The 15266-nt window shown below is 65.3% G+C and carries 14 protein-coding genes; 3 read left to right on the top strand and 11 right to left on the bottom strand.

The annotated features are described in order from the left end of the window. Positions 1 to 8: 8 nt before the first annotated feature. The 6 genes from C8K18_RS18010 to C8K18_RS17985 form a co-directional block, all read right to left on the bottom strand. Entirely contained in the window at positions 9 to 743 is a 735-nt protein-coding gene (locus C8K18_RS18010; RefSeq protein WP_006049989.1) for a CoxG family protein, read from the bottom strand. Positions 744 to 774: 31 nt separating this feature from the next. Next, positions 775 to 1167, bottom strand: coding sequence for a DUF427 domain-containing protein (locus tag C8K18_RS18005; RefSeq protein ID WP_006049988.1), 393 nt, complete (start codon positions 1165 to 1167; stop codon positions 775 to 777). A gap of 127 nt (positions 1168 to 1294) precedes the next feature. Beyond that, positions 1295 to 1792: a hypothetical protein gene (locus C8K18_RS18000; RefSeq protein ID WP_006049987.1), complete on the bottom strand. Its 498-nt coding sequence runs from the start codon at positions 1790 to 1792 to the stop codon at positions 1295 to 1297. A 255-nt stretch (positions 1793 to 2047) separates the two neighbouring features. Continuing rightward, positions 2048 to 3556 (bottom strand): DegQ family serine endoprotease, encoded by a 1509-nt coding sequence (locus C8K18_RS17995; RefSeq protein WP_107708621.1) that lies wholly within the window; start codon positions 3554 to 3556, stop codon positions 2048 to 2050. Positions 3557 to 3707: 151 nt separating this feature from the next. Next, positions 3708 to 5009 (bottom strand): ATP-binding protein, encoded by a 1302-nt coding sequence (locus C8K18_RS17990; RefSeq protein ID WP_006049985.1) that lies wholly within the window; start codon positions 5007 to 5009, stop codon positions 3708 to 3710. Between the two features lie 4 nt (positions 5010 to 5013). Next, positions 5014 to 5676: a response regulator gene (locus C8K18_RS17985; RefSeq protein WP_006049984.1), complete on the bottom strand. Its 663-nt coding sequence runs from the start codon at positions 5674 to 5676 to the stop codon at positions 5014 to 5016. Positions 5677 to 5831: 155 nt separating this feature from the next. Between C8K18_RS17985 and dacB the strand changes: the two genes are divergently transcribed. From dacB to C8K18_RS17970, 3 genes are all read left to right on the top strand, one after another. Next, positions 5832 to 7553 (top strand): D-alanyl-D-alanine carboxypeptidase/D-alanyl-D-alanine-endopeptidase, encoded by a 1722-nt coding sequence (gene dacB, locus C8K18_RS17980; protein WP_029968168.1) that lies wholly within the window; start codon positions 5832 to 5834, stop codon positions 7551 to 7553. A gap of 157 nt (positions 7554 to 7710) precedes the next feature. Next, positions 7711 to 8673, top strand: coding sequence for a sterol desaturase family protein (locus tag C8K18_RS17975; RefSeq protein ID WP_053858699.1), 963 nt, complete (start codon positions 7711 to 7713; stop codon positions 8671 to 8673). 82 nt (positions 8674 to 8755) lie between these two features. Further along, positions 8756 to 10009, top strand: a complete 1254-nt coding sequence (locus C8K18_RS17970; protein ID WP_006049981.1) for an SGNH/GDSL hydrolase family protein — start codon at positions 8756 to 8758, stop codon at positions 10007 to 10009. 167 nt (positions 10010 to 10176) lie between these two features. Here C8K18_RS17970 and C8K18_RS17965 read toward each other — a convergent pair whose 3' ends face one another. From C8K18_RS17965 to fba, 5 genes are all read right to left on the bottom strand, one after another. Beyond that, entirely contained in the window at positions 10177 to 11256 is a 1080-nt protein-coding gene (locus tag C8K18_RS17965) for an L-threonylcarbamoyladenylate synthase (RefSeq protein WP_181324924.1), read from the bottom strand. A 10-nt stretch (positions 11257 to 11266) separates the two neighbouring features. Further along, on the bottom strand, positions 11267 to 12463 hold the full coding sequence (locus tag C8K18_RS17960; protein WP_006049979.1) for a 5-(carboxyamino)imidazole ribonucleotide synthase: 1197 nt from the start codon (positions 12461 to 12463) through the stop codon (positions 11267 to 11269). Positions 12464 to 12570: 107 nt separating this feature from the next. Continuing rightward, entirely contained in the window at positions 12571 to 13089 is a 519-nt protein-coding gene (gene purE, locus C8K18_RS17955) for a 5-(carboxyamino)imidazole ribonucleotide mutase (RefSeq protein WP_029968172.1), read from the bottom strand. Between the two features lie 54 nt (positions 13090 to 13143). Beyond that, positions 13144 to 14034: a phosphoribosylaminoimidazolesuccinocarboxamide synthase gene (locus tag C8K18_RS17950; protein ID WP_107708619.1), complete on the bottom strand. Its 891-nt coding sequence runs from the start codon at positions 14032 to 14034 to the stop codon at positions 13144 to 13146. A gap of 144 nt (positions 14035 to 14178) precedes the next feature. Beyond that, positions 14179 to 15243, bottom strand: a complete 1065-nt coding sequence (gene fba / locus C8K18_RS17945; protein ID WP_006049976.1) for a class II fructose-bisphosphate aldolase — start codon at positions 15241 to 15243, stop codon at positions 14179 to 14181. Positions 15244 to 15266: the final 23 nt, after the last annotated feature.

Raw genomic sequence — 15266 nt, 5'->3', positions numbered from 1 at the left:
AGCGGCCCTCACCGCTCACTAATCCACCGCGCGACATACAACAACAACGCGACAAGAAAAATCATCGCCGCCCACGCCCAGTTCGGCACGGCATGCGGCGTCGGTTCGTGATGCGAGACGCTGTGCGATACGCTCGCCGCCCGTCCGCCGAGCGCGCCGCCATCCTCGCCGCGAGTGCGCCGCGCGATGCCGCCCAACGTGATCGGCCGCAAAAACACATGCTGGCGACGCGCCGCCGAACCGCGCGCGCGATTCGGACCCTGGCCGTGCTTCGCGCACACGACCGCGCTGAATTCGGCGAAGAAATCGTCGGCGAGTTGACGCAGCGCATTTTCGAGTTGGCGTGTGGGCAGTTGCGCGAGCGGTCCCGACGACGTCGCCCAGATCGTGTAGTCGATCCGCGTGCCGCGCTCACGGCCGCCCGCCGCGCCCTCTTCCGCGCGCAGCCGCACTTCGATCTGTCCGCGCAGCGACCCGACACCGTCGGCGCGCGCCTTGAAGTTGATGGTGCGGCGTTCCGCATCGGCGGGGCCCGAATCCTGGCCGGCGACGTGCGCGCGAACTTCGTAACGCGCGCGCAGCGGCCCGAGCGGAACCGTCATGGTCAGCGCGTATTCGCCGTGCGCAAAGCGCGTGAACGACTCGCAGTTATCGAGGCTGGCGCGCAGGAGCGCGAGGTCTTGCAACGCGTCCCAGACATCGGACGGCGCAAGTGGAATCCGCAACGCGTCGTTCAGTTCCATCCCAGCCTCCCGACGAACGCGCGACAGCCGATCAGGACGTCTGATCGATGCGGTCGACGCGCGATGAGTAAAACGCGAGATAGCCCTTGATTCGGCCCGCCTGCTCGAACGGCGTCTCGTAACTCCATACGGCGTTTTCGATCAGGCCGTCTTCGGTGCGCAGATGAAAGTACGACGCGTCGCCCTTGAACGGGCAGTGCGTGGTGTGCGTCGAGCGCTCGAGCCGCGCCATGTTCACGTCTTCGCGCGGAAAGTAGAACACGTCGGGCAAGCCGGTTTCGCTGAGTGTCAGCGCGGCGTGCGTGTCGGCCATCGTCACGCCGCCGTGGATCACGCGGACGCGGTGATCGTTGCCGGTGATCGCGATGGCATGTCCGCCGGCGGACTTGTCCCGGCTTCCGTGGGGTGTCAAGGCATCGCTCATGTCTCGGCTCCGTGAAAGTGTGCGGTCGTGCAAACAGCAAAGCCACGGGACAGGCCCGTGGCTTCATTATCTGTCAAAGTTCTCACGATTGCGCGGCGTCCATGCGGATACCCCGTCAGCCTCGGGTTTACTGGGTGTTCCAGTAGAACGCCGCTTTCGCCGTGCCCTTCGCCGGAACAGTCAGGGCCTTCGACTGGTCGCGGTCCTTGTAGGCCGCATGCACCGTGTAGCGGCCCGGCCGCAGCTTCACGAGCATGTACGGACCGCGCGACGTCGTGCTCAACACCTCGCCGTTATGCGCGTCGACGATCCGCACATGGACGTCGGCGAGAAAGTCCGAGCCCGGCCCCGTGAAGCGCAGCGACAGCGGCCACTGGCTTTGCGCCTGCTGCAGCGCCTTCGACTCGTCGAGACCGACGCCGCCCGAGACGAACGAAACGTCGCCTTGCTGCTGGATTTGCGGCAGACCTCCGCCGTTGACGTTGCCTGCGCTCGTCTGGTCGGTGGTGGTGCCACCGGTTACGTCGCTCGCCTGCTGCGCGTACGCGCCGCCCACCAGACCGAGAGTGAGCGCCACGCTGGCCGCGGCGGCTACGATCTTTCGCTGAGTGCGTTGGTTTTTCATCGGTTTGCTCCTTATTGACATCTTCGTCCGGCGCCCGTCGATGGGGCCGGATTCAGGATGGATGCAACCTGCGTGCCACACGGCCGCTCGCCAGGCCGGCAAACCGCCGCCGTGCACGCCCCCTGCCGCAAAGCGCCTGCCTCGCGGCTTCAGCCCTGAAAACAAAAATGCCGGTCTGTGTGCAGTAACTGCAAACAGACCGGCAAGCCTTACTTCATGCGATACGTCAGATCGGAACTCGGCCTGCGCCGTCGATCAGCCGAGGTCCACCGGCACGAAGATCTGCGCGTTGTCGCGCTGGATCAGCAGCGCGATGCTATTGCCTGCGCCCGCAACCATCTGCTTCAACTGATCGACGCTCGCGACGGGCCGGCCGTTGACCGCGAGAATCACGTCGCCCGGCTGGATGCCCGCGCTTTCCGCCGCGCCGCCCGACTGCTGCACCAGGAGCCCGTGCGAGATCGCAGCGCTGCTCTTTTCTTCCGGCGTCAGCGGACGCACGGCGACGCCCAGACGCCCTTGCAGTTGCGTCGGCTGGTCGGCCTTGTCGGAGGCGACCTTGCTGTCGGACAACGAGCCGATCGTCACCTTCAGATCCTTCGTGCCCTTGTCGCGCCACACTTGAACCGCGGCCGTGCTGCCAGGCGCGAGACCGGCGATCTGCGAGGGCAGCGCCGACGAATCCGTCACTTGCTCGCCGTTTACCGAGAGAATCACGTCGCCCGGCTGCAAGCCGGCCTTCGCGGCGGGGCCGCCCGGATCGACGGAGCTGACGAGCGCGCCTTGCGGCTTCTGCATGCCGAACGAGTTCGCCAGCGTCTGGTTCATGCCCTGCACCGCGACGCCGAGGCGTCCGCGGCTCACGTGACCGGTCTTGACGATGTCGTCCTTGACCTTGATCGCCTCGTTGATCGGGATTGCGAACGAAAGTCCCTGGAAGCCGCCCGTCTGCGAGTAGATCATCGAATTGATGCCGATCACTTCGCCCTGCAGATTAAAGAGCGGTCCGCCCGAATTGCCCGGATTCACCGGCACGTCGGTCTGGATAAACGGCGTGTAGTTTTCGTTCGGCAGCGAACGCGACTTCGCGCTGATGATGCCCGAGGTCACCGTATTGTCGAAACCATACGGCGAGCCGATGGCGACGACCCACTGCCCGACCTTGCTCTGACGCGGATCGCCGATCTTGACCGTGGGCAGATTGCCCGCATCGATCTTCAGCACGGCCACGTCGGACTGCTTGTCGGCGCCGACCACCTTGGCCTTGAATTCGCGCTTGTCGGTGAGCTTCACGGTGACGACATTGGCGCCGTCCACCACATGCGCGTTGGTCAGAATATAACCGTCGCTGCTGACGATGAAGCCCGAGCCGAGGCTCGCGCTCGGCTGGTCGGGCACATCGCCGCCGTCGCCGCCTTGCATGCCCGGCATGCCGCCGAAAAAGTGCTTGTAGAACTGATAAAACGGATCGCTCGGATCGATCGGCAACTGGTTGCCGCCATTGCCACCGTTGCCGCGCAGCGCAGCGCGCTTCACGACATGCTTCGCGCTGATGTTGACGACGGCCGGCCCGTAGGTTTCGACGAGACCGGAGAAATCGGGAATGCCGGTTTTCGCAGCGGCTTCGGCGGGCATCATCGCGGCTTGCGCCGGCGTGATGACCTGCGGCGCCGGCACGTCGCGATGGCCCGCCACATAGCCGGCGGAAAGCGCTACGGCGACAGCAGCCGCGACGGCGCTGCGGGACAAGGTTTTCGCGTTCATTGTGTGCTCCTGACTGGAGAAAGAAACTCGGATGTCAGGAAGCGTAAGCGTTATCGCTTAAAGGAGACTTAAGCAGCGACAGATCGCGTTCGACTAGTTTAGCCCTTGTTTCAGGGGCTTTTCTTTAGAAAGGAAGTTGAAACCTTGCTGGTCAGAAACGCACTGTGACCTGGAGCCCGCCCGCCGGCGATTCGTCGAGCGATATCGCCGCCTGATGCTGGGTCGCGATGCGCCGCACGATTGCGAGGCCCAATCCGCTGCCGGCGACGTCGGTACGCACGCGATTCTCGCCGGCTCCCGCGCGGTAGAAACGGTTGAACACGCGCTCGCGTTCGGCCGGCTCGATGCCCGGTCCGCTGTCGGCGATACGCACGACCGGATGCCCGCCTTCCACATGCAGGCTCACGTCGACGCGCCCGCCTCGCGGCGTGTACTTGGTTGCGTTGTCCACGAGATTGTTGAACATCACGCGCAGCGATTCGGGGTCGCCGATCACCGTGGCCGACTCGCTCGCCTCGATGCCGAGATCGACGCCGCGATCCTGCGCAAGCGGCGCATACGCGAGCACGCAGTCCGAGAGCAGCGCGCGCAAATCGATCGCATCGGTCGCGGCAAGGCCGTCCGGCTCCGAGCGCGCGAGCGCGAGCAGTTGCTCGGCGAGGCGCGTCGCGCGCGTCACGCCGGCTTGCAGATCGGCGAGCGCTTCGCCGCGCGCGGCGTCGTCTTTCGCACGCGACACCAGTTGCGCCTGAATCTGCACGGCGGCGAGCGGCGTGCGCAGTTCGTGCGCCGCATCGGCGACGAAAGCCTTCTGGATGTCGAGCGCGGTGGCGAGCCGCTGCAACAAGCCGTTCAGCGCGCGAACGAGCGGCTGCACTTCGAGCGGCAGACGTTGATCGGGCAACGGATCGAGCGCTTCGGGATGCCGCGTGTCGAGCGCACTCGTCACGCGCCGCAAAGGACGCAGCCCGCGTCCGATGATGACCCACACCGCGAGCCCGAGCACCGGCAACAGCACGATCAGCGGCCACAGCGTGCGCAACGCGACGTCGGCGGCAAGGCGGTTGCGCACCGAGAGCGGCTGCGCCAGCTGCACGACGTTATCGCCGACGATCGCGCCATACACGCGCCACTCGCCGCGTTCCGTGTGCTCGGTCGAGAAGCCGAGTTCGGCGCGCGGCGCGAGCGGCGCACGCGGACGCGAGTAGTACATCAGCACGCCGTTGCGATTCCAGATTTGCAGCACGATGCCTTCGTCGCCGGTATCGCGCGAGCCGAGCACTTGCGAGAAAGGTTCGGCGGGCAGCGCCGCCGCGATCTGCTCCAGCTGGTAATCGAACAGTTCGTTGGCTTCGGCAAGCGCCTGGCGATAGATCAGCCAGCCCGCGATGCCGACGCCGAGCAGCACGAGCGCAAGCAGCCAGACCAGCAATTGACGGCGGATGGATCGCATCGGCTCAGGCTTCCTTCGCGATCATGTAGCCGAGGCCGCGCACGTTGCGGATCAGCTCCGCGCCGAGTTTCTTGCGCAGCGCGTGAATGTAGACCTCGACCGTATTGCTGCCGATCTCCTCGCCCCAGCCGTACATTTTTTCCTCGAGCTGACTCTTCGACAGCACCGCGCCTGGCCGCGCGAGCAGCGCTTCGAGCAAGGCAAATTCGCGCGCCGACAACGCGACCGGCGCGCCGTCGAGCGTGACCTGATGCGACGCGGGATCGAGCGTCAGATTGCCGTGGCGGATGGTCGAATCGCTGCGTCCCGACTGGCGGCGAATCAGCGCCCGCATGCGCGCGCCGAGTTCGTCGAGATCGAACGGCTTGACGAGGTAATCGTCTGCGCCGGCGTCGAGGCCCTTCACGCGGTCGGCCACCGCATCGCGCGCGGTGACGATCAGCACCGGCAACGCGTGGCCGCGCGCACGCAGCGTGCGCAACACGTCGAGACCGTCGCGCTTGGGCAGGCCGAGGTCGAGCAGCACGAGATCGTAGGGCTGGCTCGACGCCGCGCTGAGCGCCGCTTCGCCGTCTTCCACCCAGTCGACCGCGAAGCCTTCGCCGCGCAGCGCCTTGCGCACGCCTTCGGCAATCATCCGGTCGTCTTCGACTAGCAAGATGCGCATGGTCACATTCCTCAACATTCGATGATGCCGCATTCTAGCGCCCGCTTCGCACTGCGCGCCCGACGACGCATTTTTCGCCGCAGGCTGCACGCATGTCACTACAATGGGCGCTTTGCGTCGCACAACGCCCTGACATTTTGCTTTCTCGCCCGTTCATGACGCACGCTTTCATGTCTTCCGTCGCACGCCGTTTTCATTACGCGGCGCTGCGTTCGCGCCTGAGTTCCGCTTTCATCGCTTTCATCGCCTGTTCGGCTGACGCTTCCGTTTCGACGCCGCCTTCAGTATCGCCACGCCGCATTGCGACGCGCGCGAACGCGGCGTGGCTGTTCGTCTGCGCGGCGCTCGTCGGCTCCGCATCGTTGCCGCTCGCCGCCGAGGCGCGCGTCAGGGCCACGCATCCGAGCGTGAACGTCAGCACCGTGTTGCCGCAGTCCGTCATGATCGGCTTGCAGCGCGCGCACGTACCGTTGTCGTCGATCAGCGTGGTCGTCGAGAAAGTCGGCGACCGCACGCCGATCGTCGCGTTGAACGCCGGCAAGCCGATGATGCCCGCATCGACGATGAAGCTGGTCACCACTTACGCCGGCCTGTCCATTCTCGGCCCCGATTACCGCTGGCGCACGAGCGCCTATAGCGACGGCACAATCGACGCCAACGGCGTGCTGCACGGCAATCTGTACATTCAGGGCACGGGCGACCCGAAGCTCGTGCCCGAGGAACTGATCGACCTCGTGGAGAAGATCCACAAGGCCGGGATTCGCGGCATCGACGGCGCGCTCGTGCTCGACAAGCGCTACTTCGATCCGTCGACGCGCGACCTGCCCGCCTTCGACGACGACGCCAACGCGCCGTACAACGTCGGTCCCGATCCGCTGCTGTACGCGTTCAAGTCGCTGTCGTTCACGCTGACGCCTTCGCCGGACGGCACGGTCGCCATCGACGTGCTGCCCGCCCTCGCGCAGTTGCAGATCGACAATCAGATGCGCGCGGTCAACGGCCCGTGCCGCGGCGAAGCGGCGTCCGTCTCGCCCACCGTCACGCCGACGCCGAACGGCACGGTCGTCGCGTCGTTCGCCGGCGACTATTCGGTGCGCTGCGGCCCGCGCACGATCAACGTCGCGGTGCTCGATCATTCGGCGTTCTTCGCGGGCGGCTTCCTTGCGCTGTGGCAGCAAACCGGCGGCACGTTCAGCGGCACGACACGCGAAGGGGCGGTCCCCGTCGGCGCGAAGCTCGTCGCCACGCATCAGGGGCCGATACTGTCGGACGTCGTGCGCGACATCAACAAGTTCAGCAACAACACGATGGCGCGCAACCTGTTCCTGTCGATCGGCGCGGCCGAAGAAAAGCCGCCCGCCACGCCCGCCAAATCGGCGCGCGCGATCGAAGCGTTCCTGCGGCGCGACAGCATCGACATGGAATACCTGACGCTCGACAACGGCTCGGGCCTCTCGCGTGACGAGCACATCACGGCGCTCTCGCTCGCCGATTTGCTGCAACGGGCGAACGCGAGCCCGGTGGCGCAGGTGTTCGTGCAGTCGCTGCCGATTGCGGGTGTCGACGGCACGATGCGCAACCGCCTGACCAACCAGGGCGCGGGCGGCAACGCGCAGATCAAGACCGGCACCTTGCGCGACGTGCGCGCGATCGCGGGCTATGTGGCATCCGCGGACGGCAACAGCTATGTCGTGGTGAGCTTCATCAACGATCCGCATTCGGAAGCCGCGCGCGCGGCGCACGACGCGCTGCTCGAATGGGTTTATCAAGGACCGGCCACGGGCTTCAGCAAAATCTCCGCGCCCGCCGCCGAACCGGCGAGCGCGGCACCCCGCGGCAAGCCCAGGAAAAACCCGCGCACGCGCGGCGCCCATTGAGGATTCCTTCTAGCGAAGGCCGCGCGCGCCACGCGCGTAACCGTGTACGCTGTCGGGCAGTGTTCAGGCCGCATGTCGAGCCCGAACCATAACAACAACCCACGGCAGAACACCGCGGCATGTCACGCGGCGGCAAGGGACCACGGAGGAAGACACCATGCAATTCGATGCCGAATTGCTGCTGCTCGCCATGGCGCCAGTCTTTCTCGCATGTATCGGCTGGGAGGCGTGGCACCTGCGGCGAACGCGCCCCGGCGCACGGCTTTATAGCTGGCGCGACACGCTCTGCAATGCAGCGCTCGCGCTCATGCAGCAAGCCGCCGACAAGCTCGCGTGGCTCGCGATTCTCCCCGTCTATGCATTCTTCTACGATCACTACCGCGTGCACACGTGGCACGCGGGCTGGCTCTCGTTTGCGCTGCTGTTCGTCGCGCAGGATCTGCTCTACTACGTGTTTCACCGTTGCAGTCATCGCGTGCGCTGGTTGTGGGCCGCGCATGTCGTGCATCACTCGTCGGAGCGGATGAATTTTTCGACCGCGTTCCGGCAGAGCCTCATGTATCCGGTTGCGGGCATGTGGCTCTTCTGGATTCCGCTTGCCGTGCTCGGCTTTCCGCCGAAGCAGATCGTCGCGATCGTGCTGATTAATCTCGGCTTCCAGTTTTTCGTGCATACGCAGGCGATCGGCAAGATCGGCGGCAAGTTTGCGTGGATCGAATACCTGTTCAACACGCCGTCGATTCATCGCGTGCATCACGCGCGCAACGACCGCTATATCGACCGCAACTATGCCGGCGTGCTGGTGATCTGGGACCGGCTGTTCGGCAGTTTCGTCGACGAAGACCCGCGCGAGCCGCCGGTCTACGGCATCGTCGAGCCGCTTCATACCTACAACCCGCTGAGGGCGACGTTTCACGAATGGGCGTCGATGGCGCGCGACTTCGCGAGCGCGCGCAGTGTGCCCGACAAGCTGCGCGCGCTGTTCGCGCCGCCTGCGTGGGCCGCCGATTATCATGCGCGGCGCATGGCTGCTTCAACGGCCCACACAACGCTCAACGACAACGAAAACAACAACAAGGCCGCGTTATCAGCACGACGCAGACCCTGGAAGATTCTGTAAGCTGTCGTCACGCCGCCGACGCGGCGGACGCGGCCTGCAATACATGGCGCAAGGGCCAAACATACGAGGAGATGTAGCCAACATGAAGCAAACAGCATCGAGGAAACAGGATTGGTTGCGCGTCACGCAAATTGCCGTAGCCAGCGCCGCGTTTGCGCTGCTCGCCGCTTGCGGCGGTGGCGGCGATGACAACAACAACGCCAGCAGCAGCACGCCGGCAGGCGGCGTCAAATTGCAGGTCGTCTCGTTCGGCGACAGCCTGTCGGATGTCGGCACGTATGCGCCGGTCATCCAGGGAAGCTTCGGCGGCGGCCGCTTCACGACCAACCCCGGCGAAGTGTGGACGCAAAAAGTCGCCGAGTATTACGGCGACACGTTGAAGCCCGCCTACCTCGGCGGCTTCGGTAAGCCGCTCGCCGCGGCAGGCGGCTTCGGTTACGCGCAGGGCGGCTCGGACGTCGTCAATGCTCAAGGCAAAGGCTGGGCGCCGAACAATATGGCGGCCACGACCGTGCCTATCGTGGGTCAGGTGCAGAACTACCTGAGCGCCCATACGAGCTTCAATGCGAACCAGCTCGTGCTCGTGAACGGCGGCGCGAACGACATCTTCCAGTTCGCCGAAAACACCGCGAATCTCACGGCGCTCGGCGCCGCGCTGCAGACGCAGTTCCCGTTGCTCGTGCAGGCGGGCAAGCTGCCGAATACGCAGGCGGGCCAGGTTGCGTTCATCGTCGGCTATCTGCAGCAATTGTCCAATCCCCAGGTTGCTCAGGCTGCCAGCCAGCTCGCCGCGCAAGTCAAGACCATCGTCAACGCGGGCGCGACGCACGTCGTGGTGTCGACGGTGCCGGACATCGGCAATACGCCGCTCGGCGTCGCGGCCAACGCGAGCACGCCCGGCTCGGCCGCGCTGCTGTCGGGAATCTCCGCGGCGTATAACTATCTGTTCGTGCAGAACCTCACGGCGCTCGGCCTGCTCGGAACGGGCAAGGTGATCGTGGTCGATGCGTTCACCTGGCAGGATCAGCAGTTGCCGAACTACAAGGCGCTCGGCTTCACGGTGTCGAACACCGGCACGGCCTGCAACCTCACCGCGATGCAGACCAACGCAACCGCTTACGCCCGCGCCAATCCGAGCGCGACGAACGGGTTGACGCCGGAGCAGTACGGCGCGCAGTTCGGCTCTTCGCTGTTCTGCTCGCCGCAGACGTACACGGTGGCCGGCGCGGATCAGACCTACATGTTCGCGGACACGGTTCACCCGAGCTCGCACATGCACGCGCTGTTCGCGCAGTACGTTCAGCAGCAGATCGCGGCGACGGGACTGGGTAAGTAAGTGGAGTGAGTGGAGTTCGGCCGCGCGGCGCGCGGTCGCTTTCCGCGAAGGAAGGATTGAGCAACGCCTGGCTTATCGATTCTGTCGATTGAGTAGCCAGGCGTTTTTTTATTGCGTGTTTATTGCGACTTCGATCAAGCGCTTGCGAAGCAACAGCCAAGCGAAGCTCAGTGCCCTTGCGCCTCGAACGCGGCCGCGGCGCGGCCGAGCCGATCGTTCACGGCGATCCATTCGATCGTATCCGGCAGCTTCTCAATCAGAATACGCGCGACGTTCGCGCGATCCAGCGCGCGCAGCAAGCCGTACAGCTCGCGTGCATACACATGCGGATCTTCCGGCGCGGCGATGAAGTGCACGCCCTCGGCGTCGGCCCAATGCCCCGCTCGCGATGCCCGCGCGACGAGCGCAACGCGCTCGCCGGCTGCGCGCGCGGCGAGCAACGGCTCGAGCGCATTGAACGGCAGCAATGCGAGCGGCGTGCGCGGCGCGTAATGCGCCTTCAGCGTGCCGGACGCACGTGGCGCGGTGGCGTCGGAACCATCGGGCAGGCGCGGCGCTTCGCCGAGCACATCGGCGATATCTTGCGGCGTGACGCGGCCCGGCCTCAGCAACGCGGGGAATCCGCGCGACAAATCCACAATGGTCGACTCGATGCCGACGTCGGACGCGCCGCCGTCGAGCACATGAATCGCACTGCCGAACTCGTCGCGCACATGCTGCGCGGTGGTCGGGCTCACATGCCCAAAACGATTCGCCGACGGCGCCGCCACGCCGCCGTGCCCGGCGCGCAACGTGCTGAACGCTTCGAGCAGCGCCTGCGCCACAGGATGCGACGGACAGCGCAAGCCAACGGAATCCTGCCCGCCGCTGACGGCCGCCGGGATGCGCGCCGCGCGCTTCAGAATCAGCGTGAGCGGCCCCGGCCAGAAGGCGTCGATCAGACGCTGCGCCTCTTGCGGCAAGTGCTCGACCCAATAGTTCGGATCGCCCTGCGGCGCGAGATGCACGATCACCGGATGATTGGCCGGCCGGCCCTTTGCCGCGTAGATGCGCGCGACGGCGTCGGGATTTTCGGCGTCGCCGCCGAGGCCATAGACCGTCTCCGTCGGAAACGCGACGAGACCGCCCGCGTCGAGAAGCGCCGCCGCATGCTCGATCTGCGCGGCGCTGACCGGCAGCGTGTTCGCGGCGCTTTCGCCGGATTGGTCGGAATGGCCGGCCTGGCCGGGTGTCTGTGGATCGGGCATGGCGCGCGCGTCAGCTCGTGGGGATATGCAGAAGCCGCGCGCAATCGCGTGCCGCCGTGCGGGCTTCTTCGAGCGTCGCGGCAGTGAAGTTCACGTGGCCCATCTTGCGGCCGCAACGCGCTTCTTCCTTGCCGTACAGATGCAGGCGCGCGGCCGGCATCGCCGCCACCTCGTGCCAGGGCGGCGTGACCGACGCGCCCTTCGGCCCGCTTGGGAACCACACGTCGCCGAGAATGTTCAGCATGACGGCCGGCGAATGCTGACGCGTGTCGCCAAGCGGCATGCCGGTCATCGCGCGCACTTGCTGTTCGAACTGGCTGGTCGCGCAGGCGTCGACCGTGTAGTGCCCCGAATTGTGCGGACGCGGCGCCATTTCGTTGGCCACCAGCGAACCGTCTTCGAGAATGAAGAATTCGACGCACAGCACGCCGACATAACCGAGCTTGTCGGCGATTTGCAGCGCGGCCTGTTGCGCCTGCTGAACAAGCGTCGCGCTCGCGTCCGGCGCGGGCACGATGGTGTGCGACAGCACGCCGTCGCGGTGCGTGTTCTGCGCGAGCGGATAGACGGCCGACGTGCCGCTCGAGCCGCGCGCTATCAATGCGGAGACTTCGAACTTGAGCGGCAAACGCTTTTCGAGCACGCACGGCACGCCGCCGAGCGACGCGTGCGCCTCGCGCACTTCCTCGGCATTGCGCACGCGGATCTGGCCTTTGCCGTCGTAGCCCATGCGCGCCGTTTTGACGATGCCGGGCAGCACGGCGTCGAGCTGCGCATCGTCCATTGCGGCGAGCGCGTCCGATGATTCGATCACGACGTGCGGCGCGACCGCCACGCCCGACGACGCGATAAAGCGCTTTTCGGCGATGCGGTCCTGCGCGACGGCCACGCAGCGGCCGGCCGGGCTCACGAACGTGGTCTTCGCGAGGAAGTCGAGACTGGCGGCCGGGACGTTCTCGAATTCAGTGGACACCGCCGCGCATAGCCGCGCGAGTTCGGTCAACGACGCTTCGTCGTCGTAAGCCGCGCGCAGATGGCGGTCAGCGACCGAGCCTGCCGGGCTGTTTTCGTCCGGATCGAGCACGGCGACGCGGTAGCCCATGGCCTGTGCGGCAAAGCAGAACATGCGGCCGAGCTGGCCGCCACCGACCATGCCAAGCCATGCGCCTGGCAGAATCGGTGAAACCGGTGTGTTGTCTGGGTTCATCTTGGTGGTCGGTCGCGGCCGGGCGTGCATGCGGTTCAGCAGTGGCAAACACCCGGCGGGTAGGTCGGACAGGGGACGTCGTGTAGCAATCGCGGGTCAGTTGGCGCTCACAGCGCCGGCAGCACCATCGCGTGAGCCGCTTCGTTCTGGCGCACGCGGAACGCCGCCAGCTTCTCCGCATATTCCGCGCTCGTGCCGCTCAGAATCGACACGGCGAAGAGCGCTGCATTCGCCGCGCCCGCCTCGCCGATCGCAAAGGTCGCGACAGGCACGCCCTTGGGCATCTGCACGATCGAATGCAACGAGTCGACGCCCTTCAGATACTTGCTCGCCACCGGCACGCCGAGCACCGGCACCGTGGTCTTGGCGGCCAGCATGCCCGGCAGATGCGCCGCGCCGCCCGCACCCGCGATGATCGCGCGGATGCCGCGCTCGCGCGCGCTTTCAGCATAGGCGAACATTTCGTCCGGCATGCGGTGCGCCGACACGACCTTCGCTTCGTACGGCACGCCGAATTCCTGCAGAATCGCGACGGCGTTCTTCATCACTTCCCAGTCGGAGCTGGAGCCCATCAGCACGCCGACAACCGGCGCGCCATGCGTATGGGCGGTCTGTGCTTCACTCATCTTGCGGCTTTCCTCTTGCGGCTTCGCTGCTACGGGTTGGCGGGTCGGAAGCGGTCAGGCGAGCTTGTGCCCGGTCAGACGTTCGAGCGCTTCCTCGTATTTTTCGCCCGTCTTCTGGACCACGTCGTCCGGCAGCTTCGGCGCGGGCGGCTCTTTCGCCCAATCCTGCGTTTCGAGCCAGTCGCGCACGAACTGCTTGTCGAACGACGGCGGATTCGTGCCGACCTGATACTGGTCGGCCGGCCAGAAGCGCGACGAATCGGCGGTAAGCGCCTCGTCCATCAGGTACAGCTTGCCGTGGTTGTCCAGACCGAACTCGAACTTCGTATCCGCGATGATGATGCCGCGCGTCGCCGCATAGTCCGCGGCTTCCTTGTACAGCCGGATCGAGATGTCGCGGATCGTGGCCGACAGTTCGGTGCCGATGCGGCGTTCCATCTCGTTGTAGGTGATGTTTTCGTCGTGATGGCCCATTTCGGCCTTGGCTGCCGGCGTGAAAATCGGCTCGGGCAGCTTCTGCGCGTTTTGCAGCCCCGGCGGCAATTCCACGCCGCAGACCGAACCGGTGGCCTGGTAGTCTTTCCAGCCGCTGCCGGCCAGATAACCGCGCACCACGGCTTCGACGAGAATCGGCTCCAGGCGCTTGACGACCACCGCGCGGCCCTTGACCTGCTCGACTTCGTCAGCCGCCACGACCGACTCGGGCGCCACGCCCGTCAGGTGATTCGGCACGACGTGCTTGAGCTTCTCGAACCAGAAGTTGGCCATTTCGTTGAGCACGCGACCCTTGTTCGGAATCGGCTCGCCCATGATGACGTCGAACGCCGACAGACGGTCGGTCGTGACGATCAGCAACTGGTCGTTGCCCACCGCATAGTTGTCGCGGACTTTACCGCGGCCGAGCAGCGGCAGCGAGCGGAGCGTGGATTCGTAAAGGGTAGACATCGTCGTGGTTCGCTAAAAGTGAGGCAAAAAAGTGTGAGCGGAACAAAAGGGAAACGCCGTTCCCCGGATGATGCGGGAACGGCGATCTGACGACAACCTGGCCAAACGGCCAGGCGCACAGCAAAAAATGACGCAACCGGGAGCTTAACGGACGACTTGCGCGAGTTCGCCCGACTTGTACTTCTCCGCGATTTTATCAAGCGAAACCGGCTTGATCTTGCCGGCCTGGCCTTCGCAGCCGAATTGCGTGTAGCGCTCGATACAAATCTTCATCGCGGCTTCGCGCGCCGGCTTCAGATAATCGCGCGGATCGAACTTGCCCGGATTGGTCGCCATGTAGCGGCGAATCGCGCCGGTGATCGCGAGACGCAGGTCGGTGTCGATATTGACCTTGCGCACGCCGTGCTTGATGCCTTCCTGGATTTCCTCGACGGGCACGCCGTAGGTTTCCTTCATGTCGCCGCCGAATTCGCGGATCTCGGCCAGCAGTTCCTGCGGCACCGACGACGAACCGTGCATCACCAGGTGCGTGTTCGGAATGCGCTGGTGAATTTCCTTGATGCGCTGGATCGACAGAATATCGCCCGTCGGCTTCTTGCTGAACTTGTACGCGCCGTGCGAGGTGCCGATGGCGATGGCCAGCGCGTCGCATTGCGTGAGCTTGACGAAGTCGGCGGCCTGCTCCGGGTCGGTCAGCAGTTGCTCGCGGGTCATCGTGCCTTCCGCGCCGTGGCCGTCTTCCTTGTCGCCCTTCATGGTTTCCAGCGAGCCCAGCACACCGAGTTCGGCTTCGACCGTCACGCCGATCGAGTGCGCCGCTTCCACCACCTTGCGCGACACTTCGACGTTGTACTCGTACGAAGCGACGGTTTTGCCGTCGGCTTCCAGCGAGCCGTCCATCATCACGCTGGTGAAGCCGCTGCGGATCGCCGCCATGCAGACCGCCGGCGACTGGCCGTGGTCCTGATGCATCACGACGGGAATGTGCGGATAGGACTCGACCGCTGCTTCGATCAGATGGCGCAGGAACGCTTCGCCCGCGTACTTACGCGCGCCGGCCGATGCCTGCATGATGACCGGAGCGTTGACCTTGTCGGCCGCCGCCATGATCGCCTGCACCTGCTCCAGGTTGTTCACGTTGAATGCCGGAAGGCCGTAGCCGTTTTCAGCGGCGTGGTCCAGCAGTTGACGCATTGATACGAGAGGCATGCTGTACTCCTTAGATTGAAACG

The sequence above is a fragment of the Paraburkholderia sp. GV068 genome, from assembly GCF_003058125.1.
Lineage (GTDB): Bacteria > Pseudomonadota > Gammaproteobacteria > Burkholderiales > Burkholderiaceae > Paraburkholderia > Paraburkholderia graminis.
The sequence above is the reverse complement of the archived record's forward strand: the minus strand, read 5'-3'. Positions and strand labels throughout refer to the sequence as shown.

Coding starts and splice junctions, on each gene's coding strand:
- C8K18_RS18010 (WP_006049989.1), bottom strand. CDS start 743: ATGGAACTGAACGACGCGTTGCGGATTCCACTTGCGCCGTCCGATGTC.
- C8K18_RS18005 (WP_006049988.1), bottom strand. CDS start 1,167: ATGAGCGATGCCTTGACACCCCACGGAAGCCGGGACAAGTCCGCCGGC.
- C8K18_RS18000 (WP_006049987.1), bottom strand. CDS start 1,792: ATGAAAAACCAACGCACTCAGCGAAAGATCGTAGCCGCCGCGGCCAGC.
- C8K18_RS17995 (WP_107708621.1), bottom strand. CDS start 3,556: ATGAACGCGAAAACCTTGTCCCGCAGCGCCGTCGCGGCTGCTGTCGCC.
- C8K18_RS17990 (WP_006049985.1), bottom strand. CDS start 5,009: ATGCGATCCATCCGCCGTCAATTGCTGGTCTGGCTGCTTGCGCTCGTG.
- C8K18_RS17985 (WP_006049984.1), bottom strand. CDS start 5,676: ATGCGCATCTTGCTAGTCGAAGACGACCGGATGATTGCCGAAGGCGTG.
- dacB (WP_029968168.1), top strand. CDS start 5,832: ATGACGCACGCTTTCATGTCTTCCGTCGCACGCCGTTTTCATTACGCG.
- C8K18_RS17975 (WP_053858699.1), top strand. CDS start 7,711: ATGCAATTCGATGCCGAATTGCTGCTGCTCGCCATGGCGCCAGTCTTT.
- C8K18_RS17970 (WP_006049981.1), top strand. CDS start 8,756: ATGAAGCAAACAGCATCGAGGAAACAGGATTGGTTGCGCGTCACGCAA.
- C8K18_RS17965 (WP_181324924.1), bottom strand. CDS start 11,256: ATGCCCGATCCACAGACACCCGGCCAGGCCGGCCATTCCGACCAATCC.
- C8K18_RS17960 (WP_006049979.1), bottom strand. CDS start 12,463: ATGAACCCAGACAACACACCGGTTTCACCGATTCTGCCAGGCGCATGG.
- purE (WP_029968172.1), bottom strand. CDS start 13,089: ATGAGTGAAGCACAGACCGCCCATACGCATGGCGCGCCGGTTGTCGGC.
- C8K18_RS17950 (WP_107708619.1), bottom strand. CDS start 14,034: ATGTCTACCCTTTACGAATCCACGCTCCGCTCGCTGCCGCTGCTCGGC.
- fba (WP_006049976.1), bottom strand. CDS start 15,243: ATGCCTCTCGTATCAATGCGTCAACTGCTGGACCACGCCGCTGAAAAC.